The sequence below is a fragment of the Streptomyces sp. NPDC089424 genome (assembly GCF_044749345.1).
GTDB lineage: Bacteria > Actinomycetota > Actinomycetes > Streptomycetales > Streptomycetaceae > Streptomyces.
In genome coordinates this window covers 80,994-96,384 of the sequence record NZ_JBIVHU010000006.1, presented here as the reverse complement: position 1 = coordinate 96,384, position 15,391 = coordinate 80,994, and the positions used below count along the sequence as shown (strand labels likewise).

Here is a 15,391-nt window from a genome sequence, read left to right as displayed (position 1 = left end):
GTGTGCACCTGCCTAAAGCTTTTAGGCAAGCGAGGGATGGGCGGACGGTGAGCACGGCCGCCGAGCCGTGTGCCCTAGGGCGGAGGGCGGAGAAACTCTGGGGCGAATCTCCGATGCGTCGGGAGTGCGACGGTTGAGAGCATGACCCGCATGCTCCGAGCCGCAGCGGACCCCCGCACCTCCCGTCGTGACGCCGTCCCCGCCTGGCTGGTCGTCGCACTCGCCTGTTCCGGGCAGTTCCTCGTCGTCCTCGACATCTCCGTCGTGAACGTGGCGCTGCCCTCGATGCGCGCCGGTCTGGGGCTGAGCGGCCCCGGCCTCCAGTGGGTGGTCAACGCGTACGCGATCGCCTTCGCCGGGTTCATGCTGCTCGGCGGGAGGGCCGGGGATCTGTACGGGCGCAAGCGGATGTTCCTGGTCGGGCTCGCGCTGTTCACCCTGGCCTCGCTGGGCGGCGGTCTGGCCCGTGAGGGGTGGGAACTGCTGGCCGCACGGGCGGTGCAGGGGCTGGGCGCGGCCGTGCTGGCGCCCGCGACGCTGACGATCCTGACGTCCGCCGTGCCGGAGGGCGCCGCCCGGGCGCGGGCGATAGCGACCTGGACCGCGGTCGGCGCGGGCGGGGGCGCCGCGGGTGGGCTGGTGGGCGGACTGCTCGTCGACGGGCTGTCGTGGCGGTGGGTGCTGCTGATCAACGTGCCGGTCGGGGCGGTCGTGCTGCTCGGCGCGCTGTGGGGGCTGCCGGAGAGCCGGGCCGGGGAGCGGCGGCGGCTCGACCTGCCCGGAGCGGTGCTGGTGACCGCCGGGCTCGGGACGCTGGCGCTGGGGATCTCGCAGACCGAGGCCGAGGGGTGGACGGCGGCGGCGACCCTGCTGCCGCTGCTCGCCGGGCTGGTGCTGATCGGGCTGTTCCTGCTGGTCGAGGCGCGTACGGCGGCTCCGCTGATACCGCTGCGGCTGTTCCGGCTGCGGTCCGTGGCCTCGGCGAACGTGGCGATGCTGCTGAGCGGCTCGGCGATGTTCTGCATGTGGTTCTTCATGACGCTGTACGCGCAGAACGTGCTCGGCTACACGCCGCTGGAGGCCGGACTCGCGCTGGTGCCCAGCTCGCTCGCCGTGGTGGTCGGCTCCAAGCTGGCGCCGCGGCTGATGCGGAGCGCGGGCGTGCGGCATGTGGCGGTGCTCGGGTCGGTGGTGGCCGCGGTGGGCTTCGGCTGGCAGTCGACGATCACCGTGGAGGGCGGGTACCTGACGGCCATCCTGATCCCGGGCGTCCTGATGATGCTGGGCGCCGGACTGGCGGCGACACCGCTGGCCGCGCTGGCGACGTCGGGGGCGGAACCGGGGGAGGCGGGGGTGGTCTCCGGCCTCGTCAACACCTCCCGCACGATGGGCGGCTCGCTCGGACTGGCGGTGATGTCGACCCTGGCGGCCGCCCGCACCGAGAGCAGCTCGCCCCTCGGCACCGAGTCCGCCCACCCCGCCGCCCTGGTGGAGGGCTACGCCCTCGCGTTCCGCGCGAGCGCGGGGGTGCTGGTGGTGGGGGCGGTACTGATGGCGGTGTGGCTGCCGCGGAGGGTGGGGGCGCGGTGAGGGCCGGGGGCCGGTGGCTCCGGGGGCGGGGGGCTGGTGGCTCCGGGGCCTGACGGGTGCCCTCGGGGCTTCTGGTCGTCTCGGTGCCGGCGTGGGAGATCAGGCGACGGGTGGGCTCGGCTCTCGCGGGAGGCGGCGCGGTGCCGGTGCGGAAGGTCGGACGACGGGTGGGCTCGGCTTTTCCGGCGGGGTGTGGGCCGCCGCGCCCCGGCACCGGCCGCCGCGCCCCGGCACCGGCCGCCGCGCCCCGGCACCGGCCGCCGCGCCCCACCGCGAGCCGCCCCGCTCCTCAGCGAGCCGCTCCGGCTCGGGCTCGGTCCTCACCGCGGCGGACGTCTCGGCCTCCGGCCCCCACGGCCGCACCGCGCCGCCCGCGCCCGCTTCGGTGTGGCTGATGAGGCGGGGGGCATGGCGGGTCAGACCACGGGAGGGCTCGGCTCCGGTGGGGGCGCGGCCTCGGCGAGCGTCGGGTCGATGACTGTTTCGCCGGTGAGGGCGCGGCGGATGGACGTCGTCAGGTCCTCCAGGGGGCCGTCCTTGACGAGGAGGCCGGCGGCGCCCGACGCCAGGGTGCGCTCCAGCAGGCCGGGGCGGGCGTAGGTGGTGAGCAGCAGCACGCGGCAGTCGGGCACCTGCCGGCGCAGGGCCGCCGCGGCGTCCGGACCGGTGATGCCGGGGAGCTCGACGTCGAGGAGGGCGACGTCGGGACGGTGCACGAGGGCCGCGTCCAACAGGTCGTCCCCGGTCGGCACCTGGGCGACCACCTGGATGTCGTCCACGAGGCCGAGCAGGGCGGCGAGCCCTCCGCCGCTCAGCGCCCCGTCCCCGGCGAGCAGCACCCTGACGGACTTGGCGGGCCGATGGTCACGGGGCATCTCGTTCACGGACCCAGCGTAGGCGCAGGGTGTGGCCGCCGCCTGCGCGAAGACGTGAACAAAGCTCACCTGACATACCGTCAGGAGCCTTCCCAACTCCGACCGGCTCGGCTATACAGAGGGTCGCCGTACTGGAACGCGTTCTAGAACGGGCGGGTTTCACGGCCCCGTGACGACCTCGGTGCGGCCGACGGTGCGGACGGTCGCACCGAGGTTCCCCGCCCCGTGAGCATTCAGGAGCCCCATGCCCATCGACGCAGCCAAGGCGCTCGCCGCCGAACCCCGGACCGGCGAGATCGCCTGGACCGCGAAGGACGTCCTGCTCTACCACCTCGGCATCGGCGCCGGCCTCCCCGCCACCGACCCCGACGAACTGCGCTACACCCTGGAATCCCGCCTGCACGTCCTGCCGAGCTTCGCCACCGTCGCCGGCTCGGGCGCCCCCGGCGTGATCAGCGGGCTGTCCATGCCGGGCGTCGAGGTCGACCTGGCCCGTGTCCTGCACGGCGGCCAGACGCTCCAGGTGCACCGGCCGATCCCGGCGACCGGCACCGCGACCGCCACCTCCCGCATCGCCGGCGTGTACGACAAGGGCACGGCCGCCATCCTCGTCCTGCGCACCGAGGTCGCCGACCCGCAGGGCCCGCTGTGGACCAACGACGCCCAGATCTTCCTGCGCGCAGAAGGCGGCTTCGGCGGCGACCGCGGGCCGTCCACCCGCCTCGACCCGCCCGCCGGAGAGCCCGAGCGGACCGTGGAGCGGACCGTCCGCGAGGACCAGGCACTGCTCTACCGCCTCAGCGGGGACTGGAACCCGCTGCACGCCGACCCCGAGTTCGCCAAGGTGGCCGGCTTCGAGCGGCCCATCCTGCACGGGCTGTGCACCTACGGCATGACGCTCAAGGCCGTCGTGGACACGCTGCTCGGCGGCGACGTGACCCGGGTGCGCGCCTACGCCACCCGGTTCGCGGGCGTGGTGTACCCGGGCGAGACCCTGCGCATCCGCATGTGGCGGCAGGAGGGCGCCGTACGCGTCGCCGTCAGCTCGGTCGAACGGGACGACGCGCCGGTCCTGGCCGACACCGTCGTCGAGCACACGTGAACGCCTTTCGAGGGGAGCCGCACCATGCGCGCAGCCGTACTGCACGAGATCGGCCAGGAGAAGCTGGAGATACTCGACGACGTCGAGACGGTGGGCTTCGGCCCGGGCAAGGTGAGGATCCGGGTGCGCGCCACGGGGCTGTGCCACTCGGACCTGTCCGCGATGAGCGGGGTGCTGCCGCAGCCGGCGCCCTTCGTGCCGGGACACGAGGGCGCGGGGGAGATCACGGAGGTCGGTGACGGGGTCACCGCCCTGAAGCCCGGCGACCGGGTCGTCGTCTGCTGGCTGCCCGCCTGCGGCGCCTGCGCCGCCTGCGGACGCGGCCAGACCCATCTGTGCCTGGCCGGCTTCATGAACGCGGGCACCCCCAACTACCGGCGTCCCGGCACGGACCTCTTCGGCTTCGCCGGGACCGGCACCTTCGCCGAGGAGGTCGTCGTCGACGCCCGCTGCGCGGTGCCCATCCCCGACGACGTGCCCTACGACATCGCCGCGCTCATCGGCTGCGGGGTCACCACCGGCCTCGGGGCCGCCCTCAACACCGCCGACGTCGAGGCCGGGGCGTCCGTCGCCGTCATCGGCTGCGGAGGCGTGGGCATCTCCGCGATCCAGGGCGCGCGACTGAAGGGCGCCGCGGAGATCGTCGCCGTCGACCCGGTCGCCGGACGCCGGGAGGCCGCGCTGCGGTTCGGCGCCACCCGGGCCGTGGCGCCGGAGGAACTCGCCGACGCCAAGCAGCAGGTCACGGCCGGCGAGGGCTTCGACTACGTCTTCGAGGTCGTCGGGAAGTCGGCCACCGCCCGCACGGCCTACGAGACCACCCGGCGCGGCGGCACCCTGGTCGTCGTCGGGGCGGGCGCCATGGACGACGTCCTCCAGCTCAACATGTTCGAGCTGTTCTTCGACGAGAAGCGGATCCTGCCGTCCATGTACGGCGGCGGCGACGTGCTGCGCTCCTACGAGCGGACGATCGCGCTGTGGCGGGCGGGCCGGATCGACCTCGCGGGCCTGATCACCCACCGGGTGCAGCTCGCCGAGATCAACGAGGCCCTCGACCAGATGCGCACGGGCACCTCCCTGCGCACCTGCATCGAGATCTGAAGCGCCGCGCCGAAGGGGTCGTATCTCACCGAAGGGGACCTATGGCAACGCCACTTGAGGGGCTGTCCGCGATCGTCACCGGCGCCGGGCGCGGGCTCGGCCGGGCCGAGGCACTGGAGCTGGCCCGGCTCGGCGCGGCCGTGGTCGTCAACGACTACGGGCAGCCCGGCCGGGACGGCACGGGACGGGCCTCGGCCGGCCCCGCCGAGGAGACGGTCGCCGAGATCCGCGCGGCGGGCGGCACGGCCGTCGCCCACACCGGGGACGTGGCCGACCACCACCGGGCGGCGGCGCTCGTCGCGCTGGCCGTCGAGGAGTTCGGCCAGCTCGACATCCTGGTCAACAACGCGGGCATCCTGCGCGACCGCATGGTCTTCTCCATGACGGAGGACGAGTGGGACGCGGTGATACGGGTCCACCTCAAGGGCCACTTCAACACCACCCGCTTCGCCGCCGCGCACTGGCGGGAGCGCGCCAAGGCGGCGGGCGGGACCGTGTACGGGCGGATCGTGAACACCTCCTCGGAGGCGTTCCTCGCGGGCTCCGCGGGACAGCCCAACTACGCGGCGGCCAAGGGCGGCATCGTGGGGCTCACCACGTCCACCGCGCACGCCCTCGCGAAGTACGGCGTCACGGCCAACGCCATCTGCCCGCGGGCCCGGACCCGGATGACCGAGGACGTGTTCACCGACGTGCCCGCCCCCGGCCTCGACCCGCTGGCCCCCGAGCACGTCGCCCCGCTCGTCGGCTATCTGTCGGCGCCGGCCGCCGGACGGATCACCGGACAGGTCCTCGTCGTGCACGGCGGCATGGTCGCGGTCGTCGAACGGCCCCGCGTGGGGGCGAGGTTCGACAGCAAGCAGGACACCTTCACGTACGACGAACTGGACACGCTGCTCTCCGCGCACTTCGCCGAGCGGGAACAGGGGGAGACGTTCGCCGCGGTGGAGGTGCTGGGACTGCGGCGCGCATAGCGCGGGAACGGCGAGGCCCCGCTCACCGTGGCGGTGAACGGGGCCTCACATCCAGTTGATCGACGTACCGTCAGGCCGCCGACTCGGTCTGCTGATCCACCGGCTTGCGATGCCGGCCGCGAGGGGCCGACTCGGTGTCGTGCGTCGAGACCGGACCCCGGTGCCGGCCGTGGCCGGTGGAGTCCTCGGCGTCGGGCAGCGGCTGGGACGTACTGGCGTCTCTCATCGGAAGAATTCACCCCGTCGACATGATCTTCTGCTCACAGCCGGGCGAGTGTAACCAGGACACCTCGGGACCGATCCAGGCGCACACGCCAACCGGCACTACTTCGTTACCTACTTGCCATACGGCCACCCAACGGCGCCTGCTGCAGCGGCACCGGACGCGGCGCGGCAGGCTCCGGAGGACCCGGATCCGACGGCTCCGCGGCGCTGTAAGCCGCTGAAGCCGCGCCGTCCGGAACCGAATCCTCCGGGCTCGTGTCCCCCGAACCCCCCGCCACGGCCCCCGCCGCCGGCCCGCCCCCACCCGCGTGCGGGCTCTCGCGGGGCACCGACCACTCGGCGACCCCGCACGCCGCCCCCTCGGTGGCGTACGGCAGCCGCAGGACGCCCTCCCTGGTCCACAGGCCGGTCCCGGCCAGCCAGCCCTGCGGCGCCGGAAGATGCCGCACCCGGCGCTCGGCCGGCCGCCACACCCCCACCCAGCTGCCGTCCGGGCCGTCGATGCGCAGTGCCACGCCGCAGCTCTCCGGCGTCAGCACCTGCCCCGGCTGGATCGCGAACGGTGTCACCGCGCACTCCTCGGCCGACCGCAGGCAGTCGGGGAACCGCACCGGCAGCGTGCTGCCCAGCACCCCCCAGCCCAGCCGGGGCCCCGCACCGGGGCAGGGCGCGTCGGAACCGATGAGGAGCAGTCCGCTGTCGGCGTCGGCGAGCAGCAGCCGGTCGTCGCTGTCGGCGGCGATCTGGAGCAGCGGCGACATCTCGCCGCCCCGCCCGAGGTCCACCACCACCGTCTTGGTGCGGCCGTCGCACTCGCGGTCCAGGGCCAGCATCCGCCCCGTCGCGTCCAGCCACACGCCGCCGGAGCAGCGCCCGGGGACCTGGGCGACGTGCTCCGGCCCGAAGGCGCCGCCCGCGACCAGCCAGACGGTGCTGGAGTGCGGGCCGACGGCGAGGGCGTACGCCATGTCGCCGCCCGGCGTCGGCGGCAGCAGCCGCAGCCGGGTGTCCGGGGCGGGGCACTCCACGGCCCCGAGCGGGAGCTCTCCGGTGCCGGGGCCGGTCGGGTAGAGCAGCGAGAAGGCGTGCCGGCCGGCGGCGAGACGGTGGATCAGCACCCGGCCGTCGCTCATCGGCTGCACCTCGGTGCCGGGTTCCTCCGGCTGGTTGCCGGGCAGCGGCACCGCGTAGGGCTCGGGTCCGTCCAGCGTCCAGCGCTCCGGGAACCAGGAGTCGCCGCTGACGGCGAGGCGTGCGGCGTACGTGCCGTCCGTCGTGATCACGCAGCCCGGCTGCGGGGAGGGCGTGTCCTCGTTCCCGGCCGTGGCCTCGACAACACAGGCAGTCATCGTTCGGTCACCTCCAGCGACGACGCTAGTTTTCGTACGCACAGGCGGGGCACCGGCCGACGGGCGCTTCACACATAAGGGTGGCCGTCCGGCGGTTCGACTGAGGGAACGGGGACGGGTGTGCTGAGCGTGGCGGGGGCGGCGCCACAGGTTCAACGGCGCAGAACGGCCAGGTAGCCTTTGTCCCGTGCCCCGTCTGTCTGAAGTCATCGCCGCGCTGGAGAGCCTGTGGCCCGCCGAGTGGGCCGAGTCCTGGGACGCGGTCGGCACGGTCGTGGGCGATCCCGGCCAGGACGTCACCCGGGTGCTGTTCGCGGTCGACCCGGTGCAGGAGACCGTGGACGAGGCGGTGAACCTCGGCGCCGACCTGCTGGTCACCCACCACCCGCTCTACCTGCGCGGCACGACCACGGTCGCGGCGGACCACTTCAAGGGCCGCGTCGTGCACACCCTCATCAAGAACGACATCGCCCTGCACGTCGCCCACACCAACGCCGACAGCGCCGATCCCGGCGTCAGCGACGCGCTCGCCGGGGCGCTGGACCTGCGGGTCGTACGGCCCCTGGTGCCGGACCGCAGCGACCCCGAGGGGCGCCGCGGTCTCGGCCGCGTCTGCGAACTGGACCACCCGCTGACCGTCCGCGCCCTCGCCGCGCTCGCCGCCGAGCGGCTGCCCGCCACCGCCCAGGGCATCCGGGTGGCCGGCGACCCCGAGGCGCAGGTGCGCACGGTCGCCGTCAGCGGCGGCTCCGGCGACGGCCTCTTCGACGCCGTACGGGCGGCCGGGGCGGACGCCTTCCTCACCGCGGACCTGCGCCACCACCCGGTCTCCGAGTTCGTCGCGGACCGCGCCCACGGTTCCCTCGCGCTGCTCGACGCGGCGCACTGGGCCACCGAGTGGCCCTGGTGCGAGCTGGCGGCCGCCCAGCTCGACGAGATCTCCGACCGCCACGGCTGGGACCTGCGGGTCCACGTCTCGAAGACGGTCACCGACCCCTGGACCGCCCACGCGGCGTCCAACCCGACGCACACTCCTGGAGCCCCCAACTGAACGCCGCGCCCGCCGACCAGATCCGACTCCTCGACGTCCAGGACCTCGACGTCCGCCTCCAGCAGCTCGCGCACCGGCGGAAGTCGCTGCCCGAGCACGCCGAGATCGAGTCGCTGTCCAAGGACCTCGTCCAGCTGCGCGACCTGCTCGTGGCCGCGCAGACCGAGGAGAGCGACTGCGGCCGCGAGCAGACCAAGGCCGAACAGGACGTCGACCAGGTGCGCCAGCGCGCCGTCCGCGACCAGCAGCGCCTCGACTCCGGCTCGGTGACCTCCCCGAAGGACCTGGAGAACCTCCAGCGCGAGATCGCCTCGCTCGCCAAGCGGCAGGGCGACCTGGAGGACGTCGTGCTGGAGGTCATGGAGCGCCGCGAGTCCGCGCAGGAGCGGGTCGCCGAGCTGACCGAGCGGGTCGGCTCCGTGCAGGGGAAGATCGACGACGCGACCGCGCGCCGGGACGCCGCGTTCGAGGAGATCGACGGCGAGGTGGCGTCGGCGACGAAGGAGCGCGAGGTCGTCTCGGGCTCGGTCCCGGCGGACCTGCTCGGGCTCTACGACAAGCTGCGCGCGCAGCAGGGCGGCATCGGCGCGGCCAAGCTCTACCAGCGGACCTGCCAGGGCTGCCGCCAGGAGCTCGCCATCACGGAGCTGAGCGAGATCCGCAAGGCGGCGCCGGACACGGTGGTGCGGTGCGAGAACTGCCGCCGCATCCTGGTGCGCACGTCCGAGTCGGGGCTGTAAGGGGCCGTCGCGGTGCGGGAGTTCATCGTCGAGGCGGACGGCGGTTCCCGGGGCAACCCGGGGCCCGCGGGCTACGGCGCCGTGGTGCTCGACGCGGTGACGGGCCGGACGCTGGCGGAGACGGCGGAGTACCTGGGCGTCGTCACGAACAACGTCGCCGAGTACCGGGGGCTGCTGGCCGGCCTGCGCGCCGCCCACGCCCTCGACCCGGCCGCGACGGTGCACGTCCGGATGGACTCCAAGCTGGTCGTGGAGCAGATGTCCGGCCGCTGGAAGATCAAGCACCCCGACATGAAGCCGCTGGCCATGGAGGCGGGGCGGGTCTTCCCGGCGGGCCGGGTGAGCTACGAGTGGATCCCGCGCGAGCGGAACAAGCAGGCGGACCGCCTGGCCAACGAGGCGATGGACGCGGGCGGGCGGGGGGAGGCCTGGACGCCTTCCCCGGCGGGGGCCGTCCCTGGGTCACCTCCCGCGGCGGCCGTCCCCGAGCCCGAGGGGCCGCCCGGGGACGCGACGGCGGGCGCGGCCAGGGCCAGGGCGGCACTGGCGGGACGCGCCACTGCGCCGACGGCGGTCACTTCAACCGTCGAGGGGGTCGGGCCTTCCTCGGCGCCTGGGCAGGGGGTTCCCCCGGCGGCGGTGGCGGGGCGCGACACGGCGCCGGCGGCGGTGGCGGTCGCTTCTTCCGTCGAGGGGGCCGGGGAGTCCTCGGCGGCTGGGCAGCAGGTTCCCCCGGCGGCGGTGGCGGAGCCAGTGGCTGCGGCGCCTCGGGCCGTTGTCCCGTCCGTCGAGGGGCGGGCCGCTGGAGCGGCGCCGACGGGGGCAGTTGCTTCCTCCGCCGAGGAGGTCGGGGTTTCTTCGACGGCTGGGCAGGGTGCTTGGCCCGTGGCGGTGCCCGTCGCCTCTTCGGTGGCGGGGCGGGAGGCTATGGCACCTCGGTCCGTCGCCTCCTCCAACGAGGGGAGCGAGGGCTCTTCCGGCGACGTGTCCTCAAGTCCCGGTGCCTCGGAGGCGGTTGACCCGGTCTCCGGCAGGTCTCCTGATTCCACCTCCGTTCCGGCCGACGCCGAGGTGAACGCCGCGCGGAACGTGGCGTCGCCGCAGGCCGGTTGGGGCGCTCCCGACATGGGTGCGCCCGCGACGTTCGTGCTGCTGCGGCACGGCGAGACGCCGCTCACGCCGCAGAAGCGCTTCTCGGGCAGCGGCGGCAGCGACCCCTCGCTCTCCGGCATCGGCCGGGAGCAGGCCGAGCGCGTGGCCCTCGCGCTGGCGCGGCGCGGGACGATCCAGGCCGTCGTCGCCTCACCGCTCACGCGGACCCGCGAGACCGCCGGCATCGTCGCCGCCCGCCTCGGCCTGGAGGTCGGCGTGGACGACGGGCTGCGGGAGACCGACTTCGGCGCCTGGGAGGGCCTCACCTTCGCCGAGGTGCACCAACGTCACCCCGACGACCTGAGCGCCTGGCTGGCCTCGCCGGACGCCGAACCCACCGGCGGCGGCGAGAGCTTCGCGGCGACCGCCACCCGGATCGCCGCGACCCGCGACAAGCTGATCGCGGCGTACGCCGGCCGCACGGTGCTGCTCGTCACGCACGTCACCCCGATCAAGACCCTCGTACGCCTCGCCCTCGGCGCCCCGCCCGAGTCCCTGTTCCGGATGGAACTCTCGGCGGCGTCCCTGTCGGTCGTGGCGTACTACGCCGACGGCAACGCCAGCGTCCGCCTCTTCAACGACACGTCGCACCTGCGCTGAGCGCGGCGGCCTCCCGGGCCAGTTCCTCGATCCGCGCCCAGTCCCGCGCCGCGACCGCGTCCGCCGGGACCATCCAACTCCCGCCCACGCAGCCGACGTTGGGCAGCGCCAGATACTCCGGCGCGGACGCCAGACCGATCCCGCCCGTCGGGCAGAAGCGCGCCTGCGGCAACGGCCCGGCAAGCGACTTCAGATACGCCGTACCCCCCGCGGCGGCTGCGGGGAAGAACTTCATCTCCCGCACCCCGCGCTCCAGCAACGCCACCACCTCGGACGTGGTCGACACCCCCGGCAGATACGGCACCCCGGACCGCCGCATCGCCTCCAGCAGTACGTCGGTCCAGCCCGGGCTCACCAGAAAGCGCGCCCCGGCGGCCACGGCGTCCTCGACCTGCCCCGGCGTGATCACCGTCCCGGCCCCGACCACCGCGTCCGGCACCGCCCCGGCGATCGCCCGGATCGCGTCGAGCGCGGCCGGCGTCCGCAGGGTCACCTCGATCGCCGGCAGCCCCCCGGCGACCAGCGCCCGCGCGAGCGGTACGGCGTCGGCGGCGTCCTGGAGGACGACCACGGGGACGACGGGAGCGAGATCGAGCACGGAGTCGGTCATGCGCCACATCGTGCCCGGCCCATGCAGCATGCGCAAAGCACGTTGCGCATGCTGCAACCGCACGGTGCGGCTCAGTGGATCTCGTCCACCAGCACGTCCAGCGACCAGGGCCGCCCCGCCCCCGAAGGCGCCTCGGCCTCCACGACGTATCCGAGGTCCCGCAGCGCCTCCACCAGTTCCGCAGGCCCCTTCGGCGCCGTCCCCGCCATCAGCAGACCGCGTACGATCCGCCCCTTGGTCGCCTTGTTGAAGTGGCTGACCACCTTGCGCGTCGGCGCGTGCAGCACCCGTACCGTCGCCGTCCGCCCCGCGACCTCGCCCTTCGGCCGCCACGCCGCCGCGTACGCCGACGACCGCAGGTCCAGCACCAGCCCGTTCCCCGCCGCCTCCGGCAGCGCGGCGGCCATCGCCGTACGCCAGTGCGTGCCCAGCGCGCCCAGCCCGGGCAGCTTCACCCCCATCGAGCAGCGGTACGAGGGGATCCGGTCCGTCACCCGGACCGCGCCCCACAGCCCCGAGAACACCAGCAGGGAGCGCGCGGCACGCCGCTTGGCGGCCGCGTCCAGCGAGTCCAGGCCCAGGGCGTCGTACAGCACGCCCGTGTAGATCTCCCCGGCCGGCCGGGCCCCGTCGGTGCGCAGTCCGGTGTTCTTGGCGACCTCGCCGCGCAGTCCCTCGCTCAGCCCCAGCACCTCGCGCGCCTTGTCCTCGTCGCCGGCGCACAGCTCGACCAGTTCGTCGAGGACGGCCTCCCGGGCGGGGTTCAGCTCGGGCAGCGCGAGCGACGCCAGCTTGAGCGGTGCGCCCCGGCCGGAGGACGCCTTCCCCTCCGAGGGCGGCAGCAGGACCAGCACGGATTCTCCTTCTCTAGACCTCCGCGCCAGGGTACGGCCTGCTGTCCTCGCCGCTGAGCGCCCGGGTGACCGCCCCCACGAGGGCGTCCGCCTGGTCGGTGTACACCCGCACCAGGCTCACCTCACGCCGCCGGCCGAGGAAGGTCAGATACGGGACGGGCTCGGTGAGCTCCAGCGTGACCGTCGTCTGCCCGCCGATCGCGACGTCGAGCACGCCGTCGGCCTTCTCGTGCGTCAGGCGCAGCTCACGCCGGACGGCCGCGATCCGCTCCAGCGGTATCCGCAGGTCGAGATGGGCGGCCTTGCGGACCCGCAGGACGTCCGACTCCAGCACGTGCGGCCGTACGACGGAGGCGGCGTGCAGACCGATGACGAACAGCACGGTGTACACGTCCAGGACCAGCATCACGTGGTGCACGGTCGGCCACCGGGACAGCAGCACGGACATCACGACGGTCTCGACCACGCACACGAACGCGAACCCCATCAGCAGCGCGCTCTGCCCGCTCGCGTAGCCGAAGGCCCGCCCGCCGCCGACGCCCTGCCGCCGCCGGGCCACCCACAACACCAGGCACACATACAGCTGCACCTCATGCCACACGAGCCGGTATGCCGCTCTCGCCGCCTTCACCGTCGCCCTCCGGAGGCGAGGCGCAGCGCGCGGCGGATGGCCTCCGCCTGGGCGGGCGCGAGGTCGGCGTACATGGCGCGCAGAAAGCTGTGCTCATGTTCGACGGGTTCCGCGACGACCAGCTCGGGCGGCATCAGCCCCGCGAGCGCGCGCGCCGCCTCCTCCACCCGCGGGTCGTCCGTCGCGGCCTCGGCGAGCGCGTCGAGCAGGGCGTACGCCTCGTGCGCCCGCGCGACGGCGTCGGGCCCGGTCAGCGCGCCCCCGACGGCGGCCAGCAGCCGCTCCCGCTCCTCCGGGCCGGCCGCGGTCTCCAGCAGCGCGAAGATCTCCCGGTCCTTGGCGGCCATCGGGGAGTCGGAGGCGGGCGCCAGCCCCGCGAACAGCTCCGCCAGCTCGGGCGAGACCGGCCCCTCGACGGGCAGCTCCGCCACGTCGAGCAGAGCCTTCAACCGTTCCCGGCGCTCCCGGAGCGCCGCCTCCTGCCGCGCGAGATCCGCGTCCAGCTCCTCCAGCACCTCACTCAGATCCCGCCCCGCGTCCTCGGCGAGCACGTCCCGCACCTCGGCCAGCCCCAGCCCCAGCTCCGTCAGCCGCCGGATCCGCGCCAGCACGACGGCGTGCCGCAGCGTGTAGTCCCGATACCCGTTCGCCAGCCGCTCGGGCTCGGGCAACAGCCCCAGATGGTGGTAGTGCCGCACGGTCCGCGTGGTGACGCCGACAGCAGCGGCGAGTTCTCCGATCCGCATGGGTCCAGTAGAGACGTTGACGTTGCGACAAGGTCAAGCGAACCCGATGGGGGGAACGGGCGGAGATCTCCGGCGCGGTGATCAGCCGCTGCCCCACGCTGACGCACGACCGAAGGAGAAGGGCGTCGTCACGTGGCAATGGATCCGATCACGCAGGAGATCCTGCTGGACTGGTTCGTGGACCTGGAGACCCCGGAGGGGCTCAGGGCGGAGCTCATCGAGGGGGAGCTGGTCATCACGCCCGTGCCCGACGGGCACCACGAACACTGCATCAGCGGCATCGTGGGCCAGATGCACCGGCGATCAGTGACGGAGATCCAGTTCTCCGGGAACAAGGGCCTGAAGCTGCGGAACGCGGAAGGCTCACCGCAGGACCACGTGATCCCGGACGGCACGATCGCCCCCCGAGAACGGCGCCTCTTCCGGGGCGCCGACCCCTGGATGCCCTGCGACGGCGTAGCCATGGTCCTGGAGGTCACGTCCACCAGGCCCAAGGCGGACCGCGAGTCCAAGCGCCGCTGCTACGCCCGCGGCGGCATCCCCCTCTACCTCCTGCTCGACCGCGACGACTCCGCGATCACCCTCTTCAGCACGCCGGAGAGGGGCGACTACCGGGAGCACCTCACCCGCCCCCTCGGAAAACCGCTCCCCCTCCCCGCCCCCTTCGCCTTCGACCTGGAGACCGTGGACTTCCTGTGACCCCTCGCCCGGTACCATGGTCGACACGGCAGACGAGCCGGGCGGGCGGCCGCGTGGAGGTTTTCGGATCTCCCCGAGGAACGTCCGGGCTCCACAGGGCAGGGTGGTGGCTAACGGCCACCCGGGGTGACCCGCGGGACAGTGCCACAGAAAGCAGACCGCCGGGGACCTCGGTCCTCGGTAAGGGTGAAACGGTGGTGTAAGAGACCACCAGTGCCTGAGGTGACTCAGGCAGCTAGGTAAACCCCACCCGGAGCAAGGTCAAGAGGGGACACCCCGGTGTCCCTGCGCGGACGTTCGAGGGCTGCCCGCCCGAGTCCGCGGGTAGACCGCACGAGGCCGGTGGCAACACCGGCCCTAGATGGATGGCCGTCACCCCGGCTCCCGCGAGGGACCCGAGGAACAGAACCCGGCGTACAGCCCGACTCGTCTGTCGTTGTGTCGTTCCCGAGTGTCTGCGCCCAACGGGCGGCCGGGGAACGGCGGTTCCCCGGCCGGTGGCGTCACATCGGCTCGCTCTCCCTCAGGCAGACGACCCCGCCCGTCGCGGCGGCAGCGCGGAGGGCCGTCAGGGTGCGTACGGCGGTGGGGGGAAGGTGCAGGGGCAGGGACTCGGGGGGTGTGAAGGTGTGGGCGTCGTGTTCGGGGCTCAGGGTGATGGGGGTGCCCGGGGGGACCGTGCCGCCGTGGAAGTAGCAGTCCAGGACCGGGCCCGTGCCGCCCACGTTCGCGCGGTGGTCGATGCCGATCAGGGTGGGCGGGGCGGGGAGGATGATGCCGGTTTCCTCGTGGGTTTCGCGGTGTGCGGCGGTCAGGGGGTCCTCGCCGTGGTCGAGCATGCCGCCGGGCAGCCACCAGACGCCGGCCGCCGGCTGGGTGGGGGCGTAGCGCAGGAGCAGGATGCGGCCGGTGTGGTCGAAGAGCAGGACGCACGCGGCGATGAGCGCCTGCGGCTGGGTCCTGATCCATTCCTCGCGGGGGAGTACGTCGGTCACTCGCGCCCCCTGGTCGTGCTGATCATGTGGGTCTTCCCTCCCGGTGGTCCTGACCGGACTAACGGGTGAGTGCGCCTTCGGTGACCGCATGAACCCG

The 15,391-nt window shown here is 73.8% G+C and carries 15 protein-coding genes, 1 other RNA gene and 1 pseudogene; 9 read left to right on the top strand and 8 right to left on the bottom strand.

From position 1 onward, the window contains the following. The first annotated feature begins 150 nt into the window (after window positions 1–150). Window positions 151–1,590 (top strand): MFS transporter, encoded by a 1,440-nt coding sequence (locus tag ACIP2X_RS25305; RefSeq protein WP_401676657.1) that lies wholly within the window; start codon window positions 151–153, stop codon window positions 1,588–1,590. Between the two features lie 428 nt (window positions 1,591–2,018). Here ACIP2X_RS25305 and ACIP2X_RS25300 read toward each other — a convergent pair. Next, window positions 2,019–2,465, bottom strand: a pseudogene (locus ACIP2X_RS25300) (response regulator); the annotation flags it as partial. Window positions 2,466–2,709: 244 nt separating this feature from the next. Here ACIP2X_RS25300 and ACIP2X_RS25295 point away from each other — a divergent pair. From ACIP2X_RS25295 to ACIP2X_RS25285, 3 genes are read left to right on the top strand one after another with little or no spacing between them, the layout of a single operon-like run. Beyond that, entirely contained in the window at window positions 2,710–3,567 is an 858-nt protein-coding gene (locus ACIP2X_RS25295; protein WP_401676656.1) for a MaoC/PaaZ C-terminal domain-containing protein, read from the top strand. A 24-nt stretch (window positions 3,568–3,591) separates the two neighbouring features. Further along, window positions 3,592–4,668, top strand: coding sequence for a Zn-dependent alcohol dehydrogenase (locus tag ACIP2X_RS25290; protein WP_401676655.1), 1,077 nt, complete (start codon window positions 3,592–3,594; stop codon window positions 4,666–4,668). Window positions 4,669–4,709: 41 nt separating this feature from the next. Next, entirely contained in the window at window positions 4,710–5,642 is a 933-nt protein-coding gene (locus tag ACIP2X_RS25285) for a 3-oxoacyl-ACP reductase (protein ID WP_401676654.1), read from the top strand. 70 nt (window positions 5,643–5,712) lie between these two features. Here the strand turns inward: ACIP2X_RS25285 and ACIP2X_RS25280 are convergent, their stop codons facing one another. Together ACIP2X_RS25280 and ACIP2X_RS25275 are read right to left on the bottom strand one after the other, a co-directional pair. After that, window positions 5,713–5,868 (bottom strand): hypothetical protein, encoded by a 156-nt coding sequence (locus ACIP2X_RS25280; RefSeq protein WP_401676653.1) that lies wholly within the window; start codon window positions 5,866–5,868, stop codon window positions 5,713–5,715. Window positions 5,869–5,974: 106 nt separating this feature from the next. Next, the gene (locus ACIP2X_RS25275) at window positions 5,975–7,216 is read right to left on the bottom strand and encodes a hypothetical protein (protein ID WP_401676652.1); all 1,242 of its coding nucleotides are present in this window, start codon (window positions 7,214–7,216) and stop codon (window positions 5,975–5,977) included. A gap of 187 nt (window positions 7,217–7,403) precedes the next feature. On the opposite strand from ACIP2X_RS25275, the gene ACIP2X_RS25270 reads away from it, so the two are divergent. The 3 genes from ACIP2X_RS25270 to ACIP2X_RS25260 are packed head-to-tail and all read left to right on the top strand — an operon-like array spanning window position 7,404 to window position 10,759. Then, a complete protein-coding gene (locus ACIP2X_RS25270) occupies window positions 7,404–8,267 on the top strand; it encodes a Nif3-like dinuclear metal center hexameric protein (protein WP_401676651.1) in 864 nt (287 codons plus the stop codon). After that, entirely contained in the window at window positions 8,264–9,007 is a 744-nt protein-coding gene (locus ACIP2X_RS25265; RefSeq protein ID WP_401677236.1) for a zinc ribbon domain-containing protein, read from the top strand. The genes ACIP2X_RS25270 and ACIP2X_RS25265 overlap by 4 nt, the downstream gene beginning before the upstream one ends. Before the next feature lie 12 nt (window positions 9,008–9,019). Further along, a complete protein-coding gene (locus ACIP2X_RS25260; protein WP_401676650.1) occupies window positions 9,020–10,759 on the top strand; it encodes a bifunctional RNase H/acid phosphatase in 1,740 nt (579 codons plus the stop codon). Here ACIP2X_RS25260 and eda read toward each other — a convergent pair. The 4 genes from eda to ACIP2X_RS25240 form a co-directional block, all read right to left on the bottom strand. Beyond that, complete coding sequence (gene eda / locus ACIP2X_RS25255) at window positions 10,734–11,369, bottom strand: bifunctional 4-hydroxy-2-oxoglutarate aldolase/2-dehydro-3-deoxy-phosphogluconate aldolase (RefSeq protein ID WP_401676649.1); 636 nt, start codon at window positions 11,367–11,369, stop codon at window positions 10,734–10,736. The genes ACIP2X_RS25260 and eda overlap by 26 nt on opposite strands. A gap of 71 nt (window positions 11,370–11,440) precedes the next feature. After that, window positions 11,441–12,223 carry a peroxide stress protein YaaA gene (yaaA, locus tag ACIP2X_RS25250; protein WP_401676648.1) on the bottom strand — a complete coding sequence of 261 codons (783 nt, stop codon included), beginning with the start codon at window positions 12,221–12,223 and terminating at the stop codon, window positions 11,441–11,443. A 13-nt stretch (window positions 12,224–12,236) separates the two neighbouring features. Further along, on the bottom strand, window positions 12,237–12,812 hold the full coding sequence (locus tag ACIP2X_RS25245) for a hypothetical protein (RefSeq protein WP_401676647.1): 576 nt from the start codon (window positions 12,810–12,812) through the stop codon (window positions 12,237–12,239). A 38-nt stretch (window positions 12,813–12,850) separates the two neighbouring features. Next, window positions 12,851–13,600 carry a MerR family transcriptional regulator gene (locus ACIP2X_RS25240; protein WP_401676646.1) on the bottom strand — a complete coding sequence of 250 codons (750 nt, stop codon included), beginning with the start codon at window positions 13,598–13,600 and terminating at the stop codon, window positions 12,851–12,853. A 132-nt stretch (window positions 13,601–13,732) separates the two neighbouring features. Here ACIP2X_RS25240 and ACIP2X_RS25235 point away from each other — a divergent pair, with 132 nt between their 5' ends. Then, window positions 13,733–14,299 (top strand): Uma2 family endonuclease, encoded by a 567-nt coding sequence (locus ACIP2X_RS25235; protein WP_401676645.1) that lies wholly within the window; start codon window positions 13,733–13,735, stop codon window positions 14,297–14,299. A gap of 33 nt (window positions 14,300–14,332) precedes the next feature. Next, an RNA gene (gene rnpB / locus ACIP2X_RS25230) (RNase P RNA component class A) lies at window positions 14,333–14,732 on the top strand. A gap of 70 nt (window positions 14,733–14,802) precedes the next feature. Here the strand turns inward: rnpB and ACIP2X_RS25225 are convergent. Further along, entirely contained in the window at window positions 14,803–15,294 is a 492-nt protein-coding gene (locus tag ACIP2X_RS25225; RefSeq protein WP_401676644.1) for an NUDIX hydrolase, read from the bottom strand. Window positions 15,295–15,391: the final 97 nt, after the last annotated feature.

What these genes read in the sequence shown, in the direction of transcription:
- ACIP2X_RS25305 (WP_401676657.1), top strand. Translation starts at nt 151, where the DNA reads ATGCTCCGAGCCGCAGCGGACCCCCGCACCTCCCGTCGTGACGCCGTC.
- ACIP2X_RS25295 (WP_401676656.1), top strand. Translation starts at nt 2,710, where the DNA reads ATGCCCATCGACGCAGCCAAGGCGCTCGCCGCCGAACCCCGGACCGGC.
- ACIP2X_RS25290 (WP_401676655.1), top strand. Translation starts at nt 3,592, where the DNA reads ATGCGCGCAGCCGTACTGCACGAGATCGGCCAGGAGAAGCTGGAGATA.
- ACIP2X_RS25285 (WP_401676654.1), top strand. Translation starts at nt 4,710, where the DNA reads ATGGCAACGCCACTTGAGGGGCTGTCCGCGATCGTCACCGGCGCCGGG.
- ACIP2X_RS25280 (WP_401676653.1), bottom strand. Translation starts at nt 5,868, where the DNA reads ATGAGAGACGCCAGTACGTCCCAGCCGCTGCCCGACGCCGAGGACTCC.
- ACIP2X_RS25275 (WP_401676652.1), bottom strand. Translation starts at nt 7,216, where the DNA reads ATGACTGCCTGTGTTGTCGAGGCCACGGCCGGGAACGAGGACACGCCC.
- eda (WP_401676649.1), bottom strand. Translation starts at nt 11,369, where the DNA reads ATGACCGACTCCGTGCTCGATCTCGCTCCCGTCGTCCCCGTGGTCGTC.
- ACIP2X_RS25240 (WP_401676646.1), bottom strand. Translation starts at nt 13,600, where the DNA reads ATGCGGATCGGAGAACTCGCCGCTGCTGTCGGCGTCACCACGCGGACC.